Genomic DNA, 20012 nt, shown 5'->3' with positions numbered 1-20012 from the left:
TAATATACACAGCCATTGGGGACGTGGCGAAATTGGTAGACGCACTGGATTTAGGTTCCAGCGCCGCGAGGTGTGAGAGTTCGAGTCTCTCCGTCCCCACCACTAAATATTAAACTTCGGTTTGATAGTTAGGCTACAGAGGATTGGTGTAATGGTAGCATGACGGTCTCCAAAACCGTTCGTCAAGGTTCGAGTCCTTGATCCTCTGCCAAGTTTTAAATTAAAAGTCTGATTGATTCAGCAACCCTGTTGGGGACGTGGCGAAATTGGTAGACGCACTGGATTTAGGTTCCAGCGCCGCGAGGTGTGAGAGTTCGAGTCTCTCCGTCCCCACCACTTATTTATTAAGCGGTGTAACAACAGAATTTGAAACTAATATTTTAAGTCTGATTTATTCAGCACCCTGATGGGGACGTGGCGAAATTGGTAGACGCACTGGATTTAGGTTCCAGCGCCGCGAGGTGTGAGAGTTCGAGTCTCTCCGTCCCCACCATTAAATTAAGCAAGGCATTGGCCTTGCTTTTTTGCGTTTGGGGTGTCCAAATTTTTCAAATGCAAAATGTATATGATTCGCCTGATATATACTGAAATATTGCTATAGGCTTCTAAAACAGCTCACTATTTAAGATGCCTTGCGTTCTATTAAGAGTTGTTTTGTCACACAAGTGTTGAAGCACTTAACTACGATTCTTAACTGTGAAAAATTACATAAATGCTGCTATAAAAAAAGCCCGAAAAATCGGGCTATTAATGATTTAAATTTCAAAAAAATTTTTGAATTAATTCATTTATTTCAAAAATTAAAAAAAGAATCAGATCGGACTTAAGCCTTTAAGTGATCTTCAAATTCTTCACCAAGCTGCATAGCTAAAGCATTACCAGATAAATCCACAGTTACAAGACCGTATTCTTTTTTAAAGCTGAAGGTAAAACCGCGGTTGTCCGCGAGTGAGCGTACTGAATAACCAAGTTTTTCTAACCAAAGACGAAACGCAACCACATTTTTTGCTTTAACTACTTTTTTCACGAGCGAACTCCTTATCAATCATTCTTTATTAAATAGGGGTGTCAAAATATTTTTTAAAGGGCGAAAAGTTAAGTTTTATATAAAATATTCAATTTTGAGTGATTAATAAACAGAAATAACTTTTAATATAATATTTTTATATCATAAGTTTTTGTTAATACATGAAATAATCTTAATGTAAGTAAATATTATTATTTCATAAATTGTTCATAGTGAAACAAAGCTTTTTAAAAGATTCTACAGATGCTTGATAAATGGAAACTAGATATAGTGCGATAGTACAAATTAAATGTATGCTGGATCTAAAGTGTTTTGATCCTTCAAATCGGGATGAAGTCATGTTGAATTCAATGAAATTGGCTAAAGGTAATATTTGAAAAGTGAACTAAAAAGCAGTTTTTTAAAATTGTGTGAAATAATAAATATTATATAAAAATTAATTAGTTATGAGTATTTGAATTATGCTTTGACTGCGTATAATGCCATTGCTTTTGATACTGATTTTAACAGTTGTGAATAAATTTATACTTCTTTGCTTTCAATTTATTAGTCTATTTTGTACGGTTACTTTGGCTGCTGTACCCCAAAATGATCGGATGACGACACTTATTCAGCAGGTCAATGCAGTTGAGCACAGCGCAATCCAAAACAAAGAGGAAAGGGTTTTAATTGGAAGGGCAAGCTGGAAAATTTCTTGTCGTATACAGGCCAACGACAATTTGCATTTCTGTATGATGCGTAAAAATCATATTACGGTGATGCGTTTAAATGATGATTTCAATATCAGTGTTGGTCATAGTCATGCGAAAAATACACTAAGTTTTCTAAAGGTCGATCATCATTTAGCGGTCAGTGCGCGTGAGGGGCTATTTCGAGATGCAAATGATCTAGTGATACAATTTAAGCAAGGCAATCTGTTGAGAATAGGCTATCAATTAAAAGGTGCTGATACTGTGCAATATAGTGAGCTTTCGCTGATTGGCTTTAATGATGCATTTGAAGATATGCAGGCTCAGTTTAAGCAAAATCGATAAAATGAATATTCATAATGGAGGGTATATTTGTTGAAAACTCGAGTAAATCCCTGTTTGAAAACTTATATACTGTGCGAATAGCAAATATGATGATTGAATATGCAGACGATTGAGCAATATGTGCATGAAGAAATTGAACGTATACAACAGCAGGGGAATGTACCCGTTGGGGTAATGTTAGGCCATGAAGATTGGCTTGTTTTTTCAGAACAATCTAAAGTTTCATATACGCCATTTGGTAGTGCACGTCGCTATCAGCCTGCTTTAGGTGGATTGATTTTAGTGCGTATTGATGAAATGCAAGCAGTGCGTGTTGTTACCCAAACCGAATTAGATACTTTTGCAGTTACCAACCAGATTTTGTAAGCAACTACCTATTTTATAAAAAAGAGGCAGTTATAAGCTGCCTCTTTTTATATGTTTTCATGCCGATCAAATCAAAAATTATCTTTTAAATCACGTAAGCGTTTAAAATCTTCTAAACTTTCAGCCCGTAAAAAAGGATTGGTTTCTAGCTCTAAAGCAATGCTACTGGGCAAAGTGCATTGACCAATCATCCGTAAAGATTCAACCTCTTCAAAACGTTGCTGAATCGCGATATTGTCAGGTTCAACATGCCGTGCAAACTGCGCATTTGAAAGTGTATATTCGTGGGTGCAGTAAACTTTTGTTTCTGCTGGAAATGCTGCAATACGTGCTAAAGAGTCGTACATTTGCTCATATGTTCCTTCAAAAACACGTCCACACCCCATAGCAAAGAGCGTATCTCCACAAAATAGGGTGTTTATGTCATCGATAAAATAAACAATATGGCCGAGTGTGTGTCCAGGAACAGCAGTAACTTCAACTTTAAGACCATGAAATTCGAAGATGTCATCATGATCTAAAGGAAAATTAATCCAAGGAATACGGGATAATTCAGCACGTGGCCCATAGATTGGAATATTTCGATCTTGGATTAGTGCGGGCACCCCGCCAACATGATCTTTATGCCAATGTGTCAGCCAAATTTGTTGAAGTGTTAAGCCATGTTCTGCACAGTATTGTTCAACCAATTCTGCTTCTGTCGGGTCGACAGCAATGACCTCATGGCTCGGTATATGTTCGAGTAGCCATATATAGTTTTGTAGGGCATTTTTGACATCTAATGTGTGTATTTTAAAAGTCATTTTCACTCTTACAATTGGGTTTGTTTTATTTAAATTAACATGAAATGCAGTGTAATGGCTTATTGATCATGTGGTTGTGAAGGAGATAATCCGTATTTATCTGCATCACGAAAGCTAAGGAATTAAAAACTTTTTTTATTACGACCAAATCAATTAGGATTACTGTTCTAGATCATCTACCGAAATGGCTTGACCAATCGTATAGAAATGTCCACCCGCGACGTGATGCAAGCTTTTCCACTCATCTGCAACATCTTGATAGTACCAATGACCATCTCGAAAAACACGTTCATCAGCATATGCTGCAATGACTTTACCAATAAATAGATCATGATTTTGTTGATTATGTGGTTCAGATATTAATTGGCACAAAATCCAAGCGGAACAGCCTTCAACAAGTGGAATATCGGCATCGTGCATCTTAAATAATTCAACACCACATTGGCGTAATTTTTCGGGAGCATCACGCTGGCTAATCATGCCGAGGGCGTACACCATTTTCAGTTGTTTTAACGTCGGAACTTGTAGGGCGAAATAACCTGAATGTTCGATAATTTCACGCGTTTTTGTGGCTTTATCGAGTACTACAGTGACCTTGGCTGGACTAAATTCTAAAGCACATGCCCAAGCCGCAGTCATGACGCCAGTTGTTTGTTGGTCTTGCGCTGATACTAAAACGGTCGGCCCGTGGTTAAGTAAACGATAAGATTTTTCAAGAGGAACGGGACGAAGATGCGCTTTCAAATTTTATCCTTGTATTGATTCGCCTGACACTGATGATGTAGGCGAATCGTTAAAATTAAGATGTACATAGCATATAACGCATGTAATGTTTTCAAAAGCCTTTAAAATAAAACACATATTTAGGAGATTATTCATGAAGATGTATCAAGTAGACGCATTCACGCAAGAATTATTTAAAGGAAATCCTGCTGCAGTCATTGTGTTGGACGAGTGGTTAGATGAAAACTTGATGCAAAAAATTGCGCTAGAAAATAATTTGTCTGAAACAGCTTTTGTGAAAAAGTTAGATGAAGCAAATTATGAAATTCGTTGGTTTACACCGACAACGGAAGTAGATTTCTGTGGTCATGCAACGCTTGCCAGTAGTTATGTCTTGTTCCGCTTTTATACACAGTTAAAAGCCATACAATTTCATGTTAAAAATCTGGGCATATTTGCAGTTAAACATGCTGAAGATGGCAAGATTTTAATGAATTTCCCTCAGCGTAAAGCACAGATCGTGACTGAATATCCTGAAGAATTGACTCAAGCCTTGAGTCAACCGTTTAAGCAGGTGTACCTGAATGCACAGGCTTATATTGTTGAATATGAAACCGCGCAACAGGTCTTAGATGAACAACCTGATTTAGCTGTATTAAAACGTCTTGGTAAAATAAGAACGGCGATTACAGCGCCAGGTAGTATTACGGATGTCGCCATTACTGCACAAGCAACGAATTATGACTGTATTTCACGTTATTTTGCACCAGGTAATGGTATTGATGAAGACCCAGTAACCGGTTCAATTCATACTGGAATCGTGCCGATATGGGCAGAAAAATTGAATAAAAAGAACATTCTTGCATATCAAGCATCTGCGCGTGGTGGTGAATTACATTGTGTGATGCAAGATAATGATCGAATTGAAATTTCAGGATATGCACGATTATATATGCAAGCTGAAATTGAAATTTAATAAAATTAAATCAATTACATGCTGTCACTTGAGGCAGCATGTTTTTTAATAAAAAGTAACTATCATTCAATAAAATGAACGAATAGAATCATCCATGAAATGATCGAATCTAAAGAAATTCGATGCCATCGATAAACAGGATAAAGAATTTACATGCGTATTAAACAACTCACGCTTTCACTTTTATTTGCAGGTTTAAGCACCACACTTTTGGCTCAACCTGTTTTGGTTAAATCAGAACAATCAATTGAAGAATATAAGCTTGATAATGGTTTTCGAGTGATACTTGCGCAAAATAATAAAGAAAGTAAAGTTTTTATGAATACGGTGTATTTCACTGGTTCATTGAATGACCCGCAAGGTAAAGGTGGTTTGGCGCATTTGCTAGAGCATTTAGCTTTTAAGGGCACTGAAAATGTCAAAGGTGATGAATTTCAGCGTCGACTCGATCAGTTCACTTTAATGACCAATGCCAGCACCAACTATTATTCAACCAAATATACTAATGTGGTTCGGCCAGAACAAAATGCGCTAGATCAAGTTTTGCATTTAGAAGCAGAACGTATGGACAAATTGGTATTACAAGAAAAATTTGTCCCGACTGAAATTGATATTGTGAAGCGTGAGCGCGAGATTCGTTTAGATCAGCCATTTTCAGTATTGATTGATCAAGTGTGGAAAGCGGCTTATGGCAATCAGCATTTAGGACGTTTGCCAATTGGTGACTTGAATGAACTTCAATCCATCAATATGAAAGAATTAAATCAGTTTTATCGTACTTGGTATGCACCCAATAATGCGGTGATGGTGATTTCAGGGAAGTTTGATAAAGCTGCAGTGCTCAAACAAATTGATAGTCAATTTAGTCCAATTGCATCTCGAAATATTCCCGCTCAACCCAAGGTTCCTGTACTGGATGCGAGTAAAATTAAACAACGCGAATTTACTGTGAATAAAGGCAGTGATTTTGCCAAATTTAATATCTACTTAAATGGCTCAGTTGAAAATATTAAGCCTGCATTGGCGGTGTCACCAACTTTGTATACCTTGCAGCCAAGCGGTCATCTTTATCAAAGTGTCGTAGAAACAGGTACAGCGACAGCAGTACAAAGTTCAACATGGTTAGATAAGGACTTTAATTTAGTCTTTATGGGGGCTATTTATGCGCCAAATCATGATGCGAAAAAAGTTTCGAATGGACTCATTCAAGGCGTAGAGCAATCTAAACCATTTGATGATGTTGAGTTAAATCGTGTCAAAAGCATGACTCGTAACATGGCAGATAATATTAAGAATAATGCGTCTGCTTTGGGTGAACGATTAAGTGATTATACTGTGGCTTATAATGGTGATTGGACACAATACTTTAAAGATTTAGATAAAGTTCAAAAGCTCAATGTTGCTGATGTAAATAAAATTTATAAAGATTTTCTAAAGCCGGAGTATCGTATTACAGGCAACATTTTGCCCACTCCAGAAGACCAGAAAAAAGCACAACAACAAGCAGCTGCAAAACCGACTGAAACTTTAGATAAACAAGCTGAAATTGAAGAACCGTTAAAAGATGCAAGTGTTTATCGGGCTGAAGTTAAACAGTATGTGCAAGAGTCTAAGCAGTATCTGAATCAAAAAGAGAAACAGATTCAGCGAGGAAAATTAAAAAACGGTATCCAATATGCTTTATTTCCAACGCAAACCCGTGATGATAAAACCTATGCAACAGTAGCACTAGATTTTGGTACAGCGCAAAGTTTAATGAATAAAGGCGAGTTGTTAGATTTAACGGCTTACCTCATGTTCCGAGCATCCAAAGATCAAAGTCTACAGCAAATCACCGATAAAATTATCGATGTAGGTGGTGGCGCAACGGTGGGTGCAACGGGTAATGGTTTTACAATTCAAGTGGTTGCACGTAAAGAAAAATTTGCGGAATTTTTTAAGTACGTTATGGATGTTGTGAAAGCGCCTTCATTTGAACAATCACAATTTGACTTAATTAAGTCTCAGAGTCTATCAAGTTTAGATCGTCCATATACTGAGCCTGATACTGTGTCTGCAATGACTTTATCTCGTTTAGTTGAAATCTACCAACCAGGTGATATTCGTTACCATTTTGAACCTGAACTGGCGAAGAAACAATTAAATGCTGCGACACGAGATCAAGTACAGCGACTACATCAGCAGTTCTTTAAAACTCAACATGCGCAAATTGCTGTGACTGGTGATTTTGATGCGAAACAAATTGAAAAAATGCTAAAAACAGAATTTTCAACTTGGACGACACAAGAACCGTATGCACGTTTGGATTCGAAATACACAGCTTATCCTGCACAAAAAGTCCATGCATTGTCTGAGCAACGTGAATTTGGTAGTTATCAAGCAATTATGACGTTCCCTGTTGGGGTGGAACATGCCGATTCGCCTGCATTACAGGTATTTCGTCATATTCTTGGTGACTCACAATTGTCATCACGATTAGCGCAAGAATTGCGTGAGAAAAATGCCTTAGTTTATGGGTTTAGTGCCGATGTAAATTTTGATGACTGGGTGGATTCGGGTGTGTTAAGTATTGGTGCGAACTACACTGCCGGAAAGTCAGCACAAGTTTCACAAGCAGTGCATAAAGTGCTTCAGAGTATGCTGAAAAACGGCGTCACTGAGCAAGAAGTAGAAGCAGCTAAAGCCAGTATGTTGAAAAAACGCTTAACTACACTTGAAGATGATCGTCGTATTCACAGTATGCTCATTCCACAATTGGAGAAAGGCCGTGATTTAAATTATCGTGAAAAGCGTGACCGAGCGATTGCTACATTGACTAAAGCAGATATTGATGCGGTTATTAAAAAGTATATTCAGCCGAATCAACTGGTTGAGGTTATGTCAGATCAATATGGTCAGGCAGCAAAAGCAGCCAAGTAAGTATTTAATTATTGCGATAAAAAATCCTCCATTTTGGAGGATTTTTTGCTTTTAATATTTACAATCGATAGAACTGGCGCGCATTGTGTCGAAACACATCTGCTAAAGCTTCAGGATTGTAGGCCGCCACAGCATCAGAGAATGCATCAATAATATTAACGAGCGTTGTACTTACACTATCCATAGGGAAATTGGATGCGAACATAACACGATATTGCCCAAAGGATTTTAATGCGTGTGTGATAAGTGGCAGTGCACAATCAAATACTTCGTCTTTCGATGCCAAACGATTTTCTTTATGGAACTGATGTCCGAGTACTGGCATGAATAAGCCAGACATTTTGGTATATACATTCGGACAAGACGCTAATTCGGCAATGTCATCTTTCCAACGGAAAATAATATTGTCACGTGCAGTTTGAGTTAAACCTGTGTGCGAACCGACAGCACCAAAAGCACCTACAGGTGTACCAAAGTGATCAAGGACAATTGACGTTTCAGGAAAGGCACGGGCCAGTGCTGTCACATCTCGTATTTGGTCTGAATATACCCATGCATCAAAACTTAGGTTCATTTGAGCTAAAGCTTCAAAACCTTTCATAAATTTTTTATTGGTATAAAGATGCGGTTCTTTGGTCCAGGCATGAATTTTCGGATCTTCGTGCACTGCAGCTATGCGTCGGATACCTCTAAAATGCGGTGAAGCCTGTTTGTGCATTTTTAAGATTTTTTTAAAGTTACTATCACAAGGGTCTGCAGTCCCTACAATTCCACCTAAGCCCACTGTACGCTCATTAAAATCTAAAGATTCAATAAAACGCGTTTCTCCAACTACACCTTTGCCTTTATTGTCATGCCAATTTGCCTCGACATGTACAATTTGATCAACTAAGTAGTGTCCAGTATCTTGTTTATAGTCTTCTGGTAAATAGGGTGCAGTGACATGTGTAGTTAAGCCTACAGTATCCAGTAAATGCTGGGGCTGTACAAAGCGAACCATTTTGTCGAGTAGATAAGGATGTTTACCTAGAAGTTTGACAGCGAGGGCTGCGGCATGTGGTGTGTTGTAAGGGTCCCATTGGTGGATATGTGAATCGACAATGGGAAAATCGAGTTTCTGCATTTCTTTCCTTGATCTAAATCCATATGAATCATCAGAGATTATTGTATTTTTGCCTAAAAGAGGGAAGTCGCATACTAAAATTAGACGAAATGATGTAAAACATTATCATAAGACTATTTTAAATCAATGCTTTGAATAGATGTAATAGTGCTAAAAAAAAGCCCCGAAGGGCTTTTTATTAATGCTTGTGGTCGTGATCATGTTTGTTGGCATGAAACTCTTCGTTGTGACGGAAACGAAGATAGTTTTCAAATTGTTCGCAGTATTCGTCATAATTATCTTCAAGCATCATTTGGAACTGTTGAAGTATATAAGACATGACTTGCTCTTTGGCTTCACGCATTTCATTACCATCTTTGAAACCGTTGGCTGCTACCCAAGTATTAAAACGAGCAGTACCGAATAACATTGCGGCACTCACTTGACCACGCATTTCAGCAGGTTTGACTTGTGAACCTTTTTCAACACGACAAAATTCATTGGCTTGTTTAATAAAATCATCAGCACGTTCAAAAAAAGCAGCATTCAACGCTTCTTCTTCGGTAACATCAGTTGCTTCAATCTTTTGAACCATGAATGAGTCCTAGCATAAAAATCTAATAGCGTATTATAGGCAAAGCCTTGCAGAAACTAAACCTTTGACTTAATCTAAAAATAGCCTAAGTGTAAAAATGGATTCTTGCATGCAAAATGCGATTGCAGTTCAAAGCCTTAAAAGTGATATTGCGTTGTTACGTCAAAATATTTGGCCACCGGCAAATTTAGCCAATGTAGAAGGCCTACCAATTTACTACGGTACTCAAGCGGAAGTTGCAGAATATTATGCGCAGTGGACAGGTTTAATTGAACGAGCACAAGACTTATTTCAACCGTTTATGGAAGATGAAGTTTTGGATGCGATTCATTTGCCGAGTCACCTCAATTTGCCTTTATTTTATTTTCATGTTGATCGTATTCGGATTAATAAAACGCGGGCTAAAGAATCCAAAACGTTTCGCGGTATTGCAAGCTTAGTTGAAAAATGCGGCCAGTATGAGCCCGAACAAATTCAAGCGATGCGCCAATGGTTAGATAGCGATGATACGGCTGCACTGGTGGCACATCGTGAATTTATTGATTTACGTACTTATGTATTTCAACATGGGCAAAGTGATTACACGCGTACCCGATTTTATGTGAATGGTATTGTCCTCAGTGTGGAGTCAGACTTTGTGCTGGTTGATGCACGTGATAAGCCACGAAAAGCCCGCAGCGATAGCTATAGCGATCCATTGGGCGATAACAATACGTGGAAAGTGTTTGGTAAATATCGTTAATAAAATACATTGAAGACGAAATGAAACCGTGTATTGATCTAAAGAACAGGGCAGTTGTGTTTAGGATTATTTAAACCGCGGCTATGTGTAAATAAAGCCAAAAGTGCTAACCCGACAAAGATCACTACAGTATAGAGTAAAATATTGGCATTAAAATGATCAACCACATACCCACCAAAGACTGAGCCAAAAGCAATCATCAGTTGGAAAATGCCGATAAATAAAGGTATGCCTTTTTCTACTGCTTCAGGTGCGTGTACAAACATCCAAATATTTGCAGTTGTTGGAAACGCACCAAATGCAAAACCCCATAATGCTGTGAGAACATAAGCGCCGCTTAAATGAATCGCAAAATGTGGGAAGCTAAAAAATACGATAATAAAACTGATTGCAACAAATGCGAGGGTATAACGCACATTGATATTACTGCTATAGCCAGCAAATAAGTTGCCGAAAAACCCACTAACACCATAGATCAGTAATAGGCTACCAATAGTAGCGCCATCAAAACCTGCCTGATTTTTAAAGAATGGGGCTAAATAACTATAAGATGAAAAATGTGCGAAACCAATTAATAAGATAATCACAAGACCTTTACGCGCTTTATGATTTTGGATTAAGGCGGGTAAATCTTTCCAGCGGATGGCAGAAGTTGGCGCTAAACGTGGAAGAAATTTGTATTCTAGCGCAATAATAACAGCACCTATCAATGCGATTGATTGAAAAGCACTTCGCCAACCGAGCCATTCACTGAGCCATGTCCCAAGTGGAACACCTAAGATGGTTGCCAATGTGACACCCGCCATGACGATTGCCGTCGCTTTGGCTATAGCTAAATGGGGTGGCGCGACACGACCACTTAAAGCAATTGCAGTGGCCCAAAAACCGCCAATAGCTATACCAAGTAAAAATCGGCTGAATAACACCAGAGCAAAACTGTCAGCAATGCCTGTAATAAAATTTGAAATCACCATAATGGCTGTGAGTGCAATCAGTAGCTTTCGACGATCAAGTTGTTTAACGGCAACAGATAATACAGGTGCGGCGATTGCACCCATAATGCCAGGAAGGGTAATAACAAGGCCTGCTGTACCAACGCTGATATCTAAATCTTGCGCAATTGAATTTAATACACCAATGGGGAGAAATTCACTGGTTACAAGTGCAAAAGCTGTAATAGCAACCGTTAAGATGGCGAACCAGTTACCTTCTGACTTTGGCGATGGGTTGGTTAGAGATGAATGCGTTGCAGATGCGTTGGGTGTCTTTTTGACCTGAGTATTCATGTTGATACTCCCATTAATTTAATTAAATAGTGATTGTTATAAAATTAAACTATTTGATTAAATACGGAGCGTCAATTATTTTAATAGTGAACGTTATAAAATATAAATGATAGCTTATGATGGATAAATCAAAGCAAGAAAATCAAAGTGTTTGCAACGAGCAAAATACTAAACGTCGCGGGCGTCCGAAATGCTTTAATGAGCAAGTTGCATTAGAACAAGCGATGTTATTGTTTTGGCAACATGGCTATGAAGGCACATCCATTAGTGACTTAACTCAAGCTTTGGGTATTACTGCGCCAAGTTTATATGCAACCTTTGGAGATAAAGCAGCGTTATTTGATCGATGTATTGTGCATTATGTACAGCAAGAAGCCATGCCCGCAGAGCAAATTTTGCAAACAGCTACAACTGCGAAAATAGCAGTTGAGTTGTATTTATATGAGAGTATTCGGCATCTTGTACAAAAAGATAAGCCAAAGGGCTGTATGTTGGTTGTTGCGACAATGAACTGTTCACAACAGAATACTTTTTTACAAGAGCACCTTAAACAAATTCGTTTGCAAAGTCGGAATAAATTATTAGAGCGGCTTAATCTTGGATTTGAACAAGGTGAGATAGCCAATTTAGATAAAGTGATGCAGCTTTGTGATTTTTATACGACATTGTTATATGGCATGACCATTCAGGCAATAGATGGCGCGAGTGCTGATCATCTACATAGTATTGTTAAGAATGCTATGAACATGTGGGATCAGATCATTTTTCAATCATGCTTAAACTAAGTTTAGTTCTCATATTCGTTCTCATAATTTTCTAGCTAATGAATGATTAATTTTTTCAAAAAGCTTTAATAGTTAAATAAATAGTGCTTATTTATAGCAATCAGTTATGGATTTGAATTCAATATAAATGAATGATGCCTATTTACATGGATGAATACTGATATTGGCTAACTCCATGACGCTAATATTACCTTCTACCGCTGCGAAATCATCACTTTGGCTTGAGAGAGTTAAACATTCTCCTGACTTGACGCTAGCGAGTAATTGAGCTTGTTGTTTATTAATATTTAAACTGTAAATACTGAGATTTCCTTGATCCGTTTTAATCTGATAGGACTCATCACCATAATCTGCTGGATCATTTCGCAGCACTGTAAATGTGTGTTGCGTTGAATCTAAATTTGAATTTGAGACATTTTCTAGTTGAACAGATGAGGTTCTACGCAGTTCAGTACTTTGTATTGTTTTGTGTTGTTCGCTGCATCCAATAAGGTGAAGACTTAAACCAACAGTGAGAAAGAGAGTGAGAGAAGTTCGGAATGAATGAATTAAAAGCGTGAGTATTTTCATAAAGAAACCACCCTAAACTTAACTTTTCAGATGATTTATTTTATCGGCTTTTAAATGAAATAGAAAAAAAGAGCATCACAAATTATTTCAATGTAAAGCACAGATTACTTTTTGATGTTTGGTAGAACAATAATATTAAATACAGGAAATGTGGAGGTTGCTTACAACCTCCATGAACAATTGAATTATTTAATTAATTTTCGGCTCACTAAAAACTGTTCAGTTGCGTCAAGAAGTTTATCGGCATACACCTCTTGTTTAGCTGTCAACCAACCCAGCACAAACCAATCACTTGCTTCTAGCTCTGTTTGTTGAATGTACTGAGCAGAAGAAGACAGCACTTGATATTCCTGCGCTGAAATTTGTGCATCATTTAAGGCTTTACTGTACTTCTGCAAATTTTTTACGTCGTAGATTGAAGTTAAAATTGGGAAACTAAATTTAAGCTCTTGAATGCGCTGTGAAAGCGTATCTAAACTTTCAAAATGACTGATATCAGCGTCGTTCAATGCTTCTTGTAGCGCTTTATACTGATTTTGCAGGGTATTTTGTGCAAACCATTTAAAGTCATTTTGTTGTGGTGTATCAGCCGTAGCTAAGCTAAACATTAGCAATTCTAGATAATGATGAACGTTTTGAGTAGATTTAACCAAATTCCCCAGTTTTTCTTTGGCGTATAAAATATCTTTTGCCAAATTTTCCGAGGTGGTTGGATTTTGTAAAAAACCACCTAAGGTATCTTGCATGTGTTGGAAATGATGCAACTGTTCAAACTGTTGTTTAAACGCACCAAGTTGCATAGCCCATTTTTCAACAATATCGCTGTTCCAGTCTTTAAAGAGTGAAATACTCAATTGTAGATGATCAAGTGCGCGCTGTGCTTGCTGTATATGTTCAGGTTGAGCAACACCAGCAGAAATAGCAGCAATGTTTGGGAGTAAGTGCTGAATATGCTGTGCAATTAGATGACGCAGATTTTTTGCAGCAGAATCTTTCTTACTCAGTTGAATCTCTTTTGCTTCAGTTGCAGGACTCACCTTTAGACCTAAAGCAAGTAAATTCCCCATTTCCGCTTTACTACGCACATCGAGCCAAAGTTGATATTTTTTGACCCATTCAAAACTAAATGCAAGTAGCGAATGAATTGAACCACTTTTTAGTTCAAATTCGACTTCATATACTTCTTGCTCGGCACTTTCAGTACGAATACAACCAACATCAAGACTGACTTCAATTTCGGCATCTTCAAACTGAATAACGCGATAAGTCCGTAAAATATCCGTTTCGAATTGCAGTTTAAGTTGATCTTGTTGCTCCGCTAAGACCTTATTGAGTACGGCCTGGGCTTCTGGCTCAGTTGTATACACGTCAAGATTTAAGTCAGGCGCATCTGCTAATTCACCTAAATCTAAGTTATGTTCAAAACGTTCAATGTGGCTCTTACCCGCAGCTTTTAAGGTTTGTATCCAGCGCGTTCCTTCTAAACGCTGACGTAAAGCTGCACGTTGCTCTGCCATTTTACGGTCAGGCGTATCAAAATATTTTGCTTTAAGTTGAATCTGTTCGGATTTTTTGGGATCTAATGCTTTTAATAAGGCATTTCGACGTGCTTCTGGAATCTGAAATTTTAATTCAACTTCAACCATGGTTATTTGTCCTGATGTGCTTCTTCATTGTAAACATGAAGTTGTGACGCAAAATTATTTAAAAAAGTGGTTAATCACTAAAACTGGCGCAAATATAGTTCAATTTTATAGAGGGTCGATTGTAACTAAAAACCAATAGGATGTAAGACTTGACGAGTTGAAAAATAACCATGCACTGAAAAGTTCAATGACAAGCCTAAGGGGGCTATCATGATTATGAGCTTTCAATATTCAATATGCGTTCAATACTTCAGAACGATATAACTGAACCGACACTACTTTTAAATGCTGAAAAATTAAGCTATGTTGATTAAAACAGTTCAGGATGAGCGTAATGAATGCACAAGTACAGCCACAGTTCAATAATGAACAGCAGCCAAATTTTCAACTTCCTATTCAGGACTATCACACGTTCTACCGATTTTATTTAACAGAACATCGCAATATTATGAGTCGCCGCTTACATGTGACTGGAAGCAGTATTGGTCTATATTTTTTTGCGAAAGCAATTGTTAAGCGCAAACCACGTTATTTTGCATATGGCCTAATTTCAGGCTATGCCTGCGCGTGGGTAGGTCACTTTATTTTTGAAAAAAATAAGCCTGCAAGTTTTAAGCAGCCACTTTATAGTTTTATTTCAGATTGGCGGATGTTTGCGGATGTGTTAAAAGGCAATTTAAGTTTGATTGATCGCCAAAAAGATAAGATTGAAAGTTAATTGCATCTAAAATCAATGTTTTGATCGAATTAGTAACAAATGAAAACTGAATACTTGGTAAAAACTTGCAAAGTTAGAGTGATTAGTCTAATAATTGGCATACAGTTTATTTGTGACTTGTGATTACGCACGAATAGAAATAAACGACCAGTTTTCCGAGCCTAGAGTGACCTTCTCTAGGCTTTTTTTATGTCTAATAATTCATGCAATAACTTTAAATTTTTTAGAAACAAAGAATTGGAATAAAAAATAGATAGACTTTTTGATGTTCTGAACGCTCCCCAAAACGTTTCTTACCAAAGCATCAAAAAGTCTAATTCGATTACCACCTTATTTTTATTATAGTGTTCTGTTCTTGTGCGCTGAGTTTTGTGTTCTTATGTAGTTGTATTAAATATTTTATGTAACATTTTCGATATCCCTGAAATTGGGTATTTTTGAATTTTTCATGCAATTTTTCGTCGGAAATTGCACGTTATAAAATCAATATAATCAAACGCCTTGCTAAATTGTGTTGCAACGCCAAAACCAGCTTTAGTTTTGGCTATAATAAGAGTTAATTAGAACCTTTTTAGATGTGAGCCAGCAATGCGTGGTCTATACCTCATTACAAATGATGATCCTTTAGAGTTACTTTTAGCTAAGCTAGAAGGTGCAATGTCAAATGGAGGTATTGCAGTTTTGCAGTATCGCCGTAAAAAAGTTGCTAAAGAAGATCAGATTTACGAAGTGGAATACATGAAAGCCATGTGTGCTGAATATGCTGTTCCTTTTGTAATTAATGATGATTTAGATTTAGCAGAAAAATATGGTTTAGGTGTGCATTTAGGGCAAGATGACGGCTCTATTGTGGATGCTGTGGCACGTTTGCCAGAAGGCGTATTAATTGGCCGTAGCTGTAATAACTCATTGCAACTTGCAGAACAAGCAATTGCTGATGGTGCAAACTATGTGGCATTTGGTGCAATTTATGCAACTGATACCAAACCTGAAGCAGGTAATATTGGTTTAGAAACGTTGAAACAAGCCAAACAACAATTAAATGTACCAATCTGTGCAATTGGCGGTCTAACCGTTGAAAATTCAAAAATTGTGATTGAATCAGGCGCGGATTATTGTGCGGTGATTAGTGATATATTAGGACGTCCAATGAATTTGATTCCCGACCGTCTTGATGAATGGTCAGCACTTTTTAAGTAATAGACATTTTTCGCTGTATTTTTTTTGATTTTCTTTATTTTTAGTTGAGTTGATTCATGAGCTTATCTCCAAAGCAAGAGCAATTATTTAAGCAAGCCAGCAAACACATACCAGGTGGTGTCAACTCTCCTGTACGTGCCTTTAATGGGGTAGGTGGGACACCTGTATTTATTGAAAAAGCACAAGGTGCTTATCTATATGATGTTGATGGCAAGCGTTATGTCGATTATGTCGGTTCTTGGGGGCCAATGATTTTAGGCCATGCTCAACCCGATATTATTAAAGCAGTTCAAGAAGCAGCAGTAGATGGTTTAAGTTTTGGCGCGCCAACTGTACACGAAACCACTTTGGCTGACATTATTTGTGAAATCATGCCGTCAATTGAATTGGTACGTATGACCAACTCAGGTACGGAAGCTACGATGACTGCTATCCGTCTAGCTCGTGGTTATACAGGGCGTGATAAAATTGTGAAATTTGAAGGTTGTTACCACGGTCATTCAGATTCACTTTTGGTGAAAGCAGGTTCTGGTCTTTTGACTAAAGGTGAAGGCGAAGCTACTTCAGCGGGCGTACCTGCCGATTTTGCTAAACACACATTAACGCTTCCGTATAATGATATTGCAATGTTGAAAGAATGCTTTGCTAAATTCGGTTCTGAAATTGCGGGTGTGATTGTTGAGCCTGTTGCAGGCAACATGAATTTGGTTAAACCAATTGATGGCTTCCTTCAAGCGATTCGTGATGTATGTGATGAGCATGGCTCAGTTTTCATCATTGATGAAGTAATGACTGGCTTCCGTGTTGGTTTAGGTGGTGCTCAAGCACATTATGGCGTAACGCCAGACTTAACGACTTTAGGTAAAATCATTGGTGCAGGTTTACCAGTTGGTGCATTTGGTGGTAAACGTGAAGTGATGGAGTGCATCGCACCACTTGGTAAAGTCTACCAAGCGGGTACATTGTCAGGTAACCCATTAGCAATGCGTGCTGGTATTGAAATGTTTAAGCATTTACGCCAACCAGGTTTTTATGATGCTTTAACTGCAAAACTTGAAACATTACTTGCTGGTCTACAAGCTGCTGCTGACGAAGCGGGCATTCCATTTTTCACTCAACAAGTGGGCGGCATGTTTGGCTTGTATTTCACAGATCAAACTGAAATCACTGGTTTTGATTCAATTTTAAAATGTGATGTAGATGCCTTCCGTACTTTCTTCCATGGCATGTTGAAACGTGGTGTTAACCTTGCACCATCAGCATTTGAAGCAGGCTTCTTCTCTAGCGCGCATAGTGATGAAGATATTGCATTTACTATTGAAATGGCGAAAGAAACTTTTGCAGAAATGAAATAAGTTTCAAGTGATTTGCTTTACAATGAAGCCCACAGTCATGTGGGCTTTTTTGCTGTCAGAAGTTATTTAACATAGGGATTTGAACATGAAAACCAAACATTATTTGACACTTGCAGATGCCGAGTTTTTGTTGGAACAAGCTTATCAATATGCGTTGAGCCAAAACTTTAATGTCAGTATTGCAGTCACCGATGAAACGGGAAGTTTACTGGCAATGAAGCGTATGGATGGGGCTTCTCCAATGACAGCGAATTTGTGTTTGGAAAAAGCCAAATGCTCTGCGATTAGTCGTCGGCCATCAAAACTATTTGAAGACATTATTAAAGGCGGTCAAATGGGTTTTTTAACTATGGATAGCTTCTCTGGTATGTTAGAAGGCGGTGAGCCGATTATGTACGAAGGGCAGTTGGTGGGTGCAATGGGTGTGTCGGGTGTGAAGGCTTTTCAGGATGCAGAAATTGCACAATTCGCTATTGATAAGTTTTTGACACAGGTATAAAAATTCCTTAGAGATTTTTAAGTTTAGCTATAGTGAACATTCTTAGTTTCAATGCCAAAGTTGTATGGAATGTGAATAATCACAAAAAAGCCGTTGCAGAGCGCTGTACTCTGAAACTAGTTTTAATTGGGTATTGATAATTATAGGAAAATTTGAAGAATTTCGTATGACGTGTATTATGTTAATTTTAGAAATACTAAAAATCTAACTCCAATAACAGCAAAAATATTCCAGGTGTATAAGTGATACTTCAAAGTTCCCAAATGGATGCATTCTTTCTATCCAGAAATGATGTCCAGCTTCCCTCAATTTTAGAACTTATAATACTAGAAGGCTTTTATGAGGATTTGGATGCCTTGTCTTTAATTTTTACAAAGATAGGTTAGAGCAGGTGAATTACGAAGCCATAGCTGATGTTTACGGAGATCTAACAGGGTTTGAAGCGTCCAGTAATAAGATTCATATCGAGGATTACGTGGATAATCAACATCGGATTCGCATTAGTTCAATTAGTTCAAAACTTATGGAATTAGCTAAGGGATGATGAGTGCACTATAATTTTATCATCTGATTTAGAAAGTGAATTTGGAAGTAATGCCACTCTTAGTTTTCATAAAAAAAGAATGAATGAAATTTTAATGGATAGCTTAGATGACTGCTCTCAAGCAGTATTCATTTGTAGAAACAATGACTTAATATCTGCAAATACTTAAGATAAGTGCTGTTACACGAAGCAAAAAGCGTAGGAAATTGGCTCACTGTTATTCCCAAGTAGAAATGTCCTACCTAATAACCAAATAGAAATGTCCTATATGGACATTTCCAAGTCAAGCACAGGATTCAGATTTCGTTGTTGAATTGCTGTTTTCTGTGCACGTCTGCTTGGCATCTTTTGAGAACGATTGCGTTTGTTTTGTTGTTCCAGTTCTTCATGCTGTTGTTGGATATGATTCAGAACAGCACCCAACCGTTTATTCTCAACAATCTCTCGCTGGTTGAGCTGACTTAATTTATCGAAGATGCTGTAATTGATCTTCCGGCCTTCATGCATGATGGCTACAGTACCATCCGGGTATTCTAGAAACTCAAGATATTTACCAATCAGCCTCTGGTTTTCTTCTGTACTCTCCAGGAGATATACACATTTATCATAAGTAATGGTCAGGCTATTGGTGACTCTACGTGGCTCTCGCCAGGTAAAAATATCATCTAATTGCTCAGCTGTTTCGGTGGCAGAGCGGTGTAAGTTCTTAGGATTAAAGGCCATCTTTGCAAACTTGAGATTGAACTGCTCAATAAAGCAGGGTAACCACTTATTCGCATCTGCAATCGAACTGATACCTTCCAGGCGCATCTCCTTAATCAGACGGTCCTGAAGGGTTCTGTTGGCCCGTTCCACCCGTCCTTTGGCCTGAGGGGAGTTAGCGAAGATGATATCGATATTGAGGGTACTGAGTACGCGTCCAAACTGGGTAATCTTGCTGTCTTTCTTGCTGCTTTGATTCACCCTAAAGACTGAATGTTTGTCGCTGTAAAACGCTAAAGGCTTACCATGCTGTTCAACATACAAGCGTGTCGAAATCATATAGTCAAAGGCTGATTCTGATTCACAGAAGCGTAAATGCTGCAATTTGCCTGTGGCATCATCGATAAAGACTAGCAGACA

Annotated in this window: 19 protein-coding genes and 4 tRNA genes; 14 read left to right on the top strand and 9 right to left on the bottom strand. The window is 37.9% G+C overall.

Translation table 11 applies throughout. The features are described from left to right. Window positions 1–17: 17 nt before the first annotated feature. The 4 genes from FTV09_RS02215 (at window position 18) to FTV09_RS02200 (ending at window position 493) form a co-directional block, all read left to right on the top strand. A tRNA-Leu gene (locus FTV09_RS02215) sits at window positions 18–102 on the top strand. A gap of 35 nt (window positions 103–137) precedes the next feature. Continuing rightward, window positions 138–211, top strand: a tRNA-Trp gene (locus tag FTV09_RS02210). Between the two features lie 40 nt (window positions 212–251). Next, window positions 252–336, top strand: a tRNA-Leu gene (locus FTV09_RS02205). A gap of 72 nt (window positions 337–408) precedes the next feature. Then, window positions 409–493, top strand: a tRNA-Leu gene (locus tag FTV09_RS02200). Between the two features lie 330 nt (window positions 494–823). Here the strand turns inward: FTV09_RS02200 and FTV09_RS02195 are convergent. Next, complete coding sequence (locus FTV09_RS02195) at window positions 824–1027, bottom strand: hypothetical protein (RefSeq protein WP_067762165.1); 204 nt, start codon at window positions 1025–1027, stop codon at window positions 824–826. 569 nt (window positions 1028–1596) lie between these two features. Here FTV09_RS02195 and FTV09_RS02190 point away from each other — a divergent pair. Next, window positions 1597–2061, top strand: coding sequence for a hypothetical protein (locus FTV09_RS02190; protein WP_180056591.1), 465 nt, complete (start codon window positions 1597–1599; stop codon window positions 2059–2061). Window positions 2062–2154: 93 nt separating this feature from the next. After that, a complete protein-coding gene (locus tag FTV09_RS02185; RefSeq protein WP_180056590.1) occupies window positions 2155–2427 on the top strand; it encodes a hypothetical protein in 273 nt (90 codons plus the stop codon). A gap of 71 nt (window positions 2428–2498) precedes the next feature. On the opposite strand, the gene gloB is transcribed toward FTV09_RS02185, so the two are convergent. Both gloB and FTV09_RS02175 read right to left on the bottom strand, forming a co-directional pair. Beyond that, on the bottom strand, window positions 2499–3230 hold the full coding sequence (gene gloB / locus FTV09_RS02180) for a hydroxyacylglutathione hydrolase (protein ID WP_180056588.1): 732 nt from the start codon (window positions 3228–3230) through the stop codon (window positions 2499–2501). A gap of 159 nt (window positions 3231–3389) precedes the next feature. Then, window positions 3390–3974 (bottom strand): flavin reductase family protein, encoded by a 585-nt coding sequence (locus FTV09_RS02175; protein WP_067762157.1) that lies wholly within the window; start codon window positions 3972–3974, stop codon window positions 3390–3392. Window positions 3975–4107: 133 nt separating this feature from the next. Here FTV09_RS02175 and FTV09_RS02170 point away from each other — a divergent pair, with 133 nt between their 5' ends. Further along, on the top strand, window positions 4108–4929 hold the full coding sequence (locus FTV09_RS02170; RefSeq protein ID WP_180056586.1) for a PhzF family phenazine biosynthesis protein: 822 nt from the start codon (window positions 4108–4110) through the stop codon (window positions 4927–4929). 153 nt (window positions 4930–5082) lie between these two features. Continuing rightward, the gene (locus tag FTV09_RS02165) at window positions 5083–7848 is read left to right on the top strand and encodes a pitrilysin family protein (RefSeq protein ID WP_218950129.1); all 2766 of its coding nucleotides are present in this window, start codon (window positions 5083–5085) and stop codon (window positions 7846–7848) included. A 58-nt stretch (window positions 7849–7906) separates the two neighbouring features. Here FTV09_RS02165 and FTV09_RS02160 read toward each other — a convergent pair whose 3' ends face one another. Both FTV09_RS02160 and FTV09_RS02155 read right to left on the bottom strand, forming a co-directional pair. Continuing rightward, window positions 7907–8971 carry an amidohydrolase gene (locus FTV09_RS02160; RefSeq protein WP_067762151.1) on the bottom strand — a complete coding sequence of 355 codons (1065 nt, stop codon included), beginning with the start codon at window positions 8969–8971 and terminating at the stop codon, window positions 7907–7909. Between the two features lie 178 nt (window positions 8972–9149). Continuing rightward, a complete protein-coding gene (locus tag FTV09_RS02155) occupies window positions 9150–9545 on the bottom strand; it encodes a DUF3144 domain-containing protein (RefSeq protein WP_067762146.1) in 396 nt (131 codons plus the stop codon). 109 nt (window positions 9546–9654) lie between these two features. Here FTV09_RS02155 and FTV09_RS02150 point away from each other — a divergent pair, with 109 nt between their 5' ends. Further along, window positions 9655–10287 carry a hypothetical protein gene (locus FTV09_RS02150; RefSeq protein ID WP_067762144.1) on the top strand — a complete coding sequence of 211 codons (633 nt, stop codon included), beginning with the start codon at window positions 9655–9657 and terminating at the stop codon, window positions 10285–10287. 38 nt (window positions 10288–10325) lie between these two features. Here FTV09_RS02150 and FTV09_RS02145 read toward each other — a convergent pair whose 3' ends face one another. Beyond that, complete coding sequence (locus FTV09_RS02145; RefSeq protein WP_180056584.1) at window positions 10326–11573, bottom strand: MFS transporter; 1248 nt, start codon at window positions 11571–11573, stop codon at window positions 10326–10328. A 119-nt stretch (window positions 11574–11692) separates the two neighbouring features. Here FTV09_RS02145 and FTV09_RS02140 point away from each other — a divergent pair, with 119 nt between their 5' ends. Then, a complete protein-coding gene (locus tag FTV09_RS02140; RefSeq protein WP_067762139.1) occupies window positions 11693–12358 on the top strand; it encodes a TetR/AcrR family transcriptional regulator in 666 nt (221 codons plus the stop codon). A gap of 138 nt (window positions 12359–12496) precedes the next feature. On the opposite strand, the gene FTV09_RS02135 is transcribed toward FTV09_RS02140, so the two are convergent. Further along, window positions 12497–12928 (bottom strand): hypothetical protein, encoded by a 432-nt coding sequence (locus FTV09_RS02135; RefSeq protein ID WP_180056582.1) that lies wholly within the window; start codon window positions 12926–12928, stop codon window positions 12497–12499. 185 nt (window positions 12929–13113) lie between these two features. Beyond that, a complete protein-coding gene (locus FTV09_RS02130; protein ID WP_180056580.1) occupies window positions 13114–14574 on the bottom strand; it encodes an inorganic triphosphatase in 1461 nt (486 codons plus the stop codon). A gap of 334 nt (window positions 14575–14908) precedes the next feature. On the opposite strand from FTV09_RS02130, the gene FTV09_RS02125 reads away from it, so the two are divergent. From FTV09_RS02125 to FTV09_RS02110, 4 genes are all read left to right on the top strand, one after another. After that, window positions 14909–15292, top strand: coding sequence for a DUF962 domain-containing protein (locus tag FTV09_RS02125; RefSeq protein WP_180056578.1), 384 nt, complete (start codon window positions 14909–14911; stop codon window positions 15290–15292). Window positions 15293–15880: 588 nt separating this feature from the next. Continuing rightward, on the top strand, window positions 15881–16492 hold the full coding sequence (thiE, locus tag FTV09_RS02120) for a thiamine phosphate synthase (protein ID WP_067762132.1): 612 nt from the start codon (window positions 15881–15883) through the stop codon (window positions 16490–16492). Window positions 16493–16548: 56 nt separating this feature from the next. Continuing rightward, window positions 16549–17847, top strand: a complete 1299-nt coding sequence (gene hemL / locus FTV09_RS02115) for a glutamate-1-semialdehyde 2,1-aminomutase (RefSeq protein WP_180056575.1) — start codon at window positions 16549–16551, stop codon at window positions 17845–17847. A gap of 85 nt (window positions 17848–17932) precedes the next feature. Next, on the top strand, window positions 17933–18346 hold the full coding sequence (locus FTV09_RS02110) for a heme-binding protein (RefSeq protein ID WP_180056573.1): 414 nt from the start codon (window positions 17933–17935) through the stop codon (window positions 18344–18346). A gap of 808 nt (window positions 18347–19154) precedes the next feature. On the opposite strand, the gene FTV09_RS02105 is transcribed toward FTV09_RS02110, so the two are convergent. After that, window positions 19155–20012: ISNCY family transposase (locus FTV09_RS02105; RefSeq protein WP_180056571.1), on the bottom strand; the 858-nt coding region annotated here is incomplete at its 5' end.

This window comes from Acinetobacter sp. YH12227, from assembly GCF_013417785.1.
GTDB classification, from domain to species: domain Bacteria; phylum Pseudomonadota; class Gammaproteobacteria; order Pseudomonadales; family Moraxellaceae; genus Acinetobacter; species Acinetobacter gandensis.
The sequence above is the reverse complement of the archived record's forward strand: the minus strand, read 5'-3'. Positions and strand labels throughout refer to the sequence as shown.

Excerpts from the sequence above, each read along its gene's own strand:
- gloB (WP_180056588.1), bottom strand. The coding sequence starts at position 3,230 with ATGACTTTTAAAATACACACATTAGATGTCAAAAATGCCCTACAAAAC.
- FTV09_RS02170 (WP_180056586.1), top strand. The coding sequence starts at position 4,108 with ATGAAGATGTATCAAGTAGACGCATTCACGCAAGAATTATTTAAAGGA.
- FTV09_RS02165 (WP_218950129.1), top strand. The coding sequence starts at position 5,083 with ATGCGTATTAAACAACTCACGCTTTCACTTTTATTTGCAGGTTTAAGC.
- FTV09_RS02160 (WP_067762151.1), bottom strand. The coding sequence starts at position 8,971 with ATGCAGAAACTCGATTTTCCCATTGTCGATTCACATATCCACCAATGG.
- FTV09_RS02155 (WP_067762146.1), bottom strand. The coding sequence starts at position 9,545 with ATGGTTCAAAAGATTGAAGCAACTGATGTTACCGAAGAAGAAGCGTTG.
- FTV09_RS02150 (WP_067762144.1), top strand. The coding sequence starts at position 9,655 with ATGCAAAATGCGATTGCAGTTCAAAGCCTTAAAAGTGATATTGCGTTG.
- FTV09_RS02145 (WP_180056584.1), bottom strand. The coding sequence starts at position 11,573 with ATGAATACTCAGGTCAAAAAGACACCCAACGCATCTGCAACGCATTCA.
- FTV09_RS02140 (WP_067762139.1), top strand. The coding sequence starts at position 11,693 with ATGGATAAATCAAAGCAAGAAAATCAAAGTGTTTGCAACGAGCAAAAT.
- FTV09_RS02135 (WP_180056582.1), bottom strand. The coding sequence starts at position 12,928 with ATGAAAATACTCACGCTTTTAATTCATTCATTCCGAACTTCTCTCACT.
- FTV09_RS02130 (WP_180056580.1), bottom strand. The coding sequence starts at position 14,574 with ATGGTTGAAGTTGAATTAAAATTTCAGATTCCAGAAGCACGTCGAAAT.
- FTV09_RS02125 (WP_180056578.1), top strand. The coding sequence starts at position 14,909 with ATGAATGCACAAGTACAGCCACAGTTCAATAATGAACAGCAGCCAAAT.
- thiE (WP_067762132.1), top strand. The coding sequence starts at position 15,881 with ATGCGTGGTCTATACCTCATTACAAATGATGATCCTTTAGAGTTACTT.
- hemL (WP_180056575.1), top strand. The coding sequence starts at position 16,549 with ATGAGCTTATCTCCAAAGCAAGAGCAATTATTTAAGCAAGCCAGCAAA.
- FTV09_RS02110 (WP_180056573.1), top strand. The coding sequence starts at position 17,933 with ATGAAAACCAAACATTATTTGACACTTGCAGATGCCGAGTTTTTGTTG.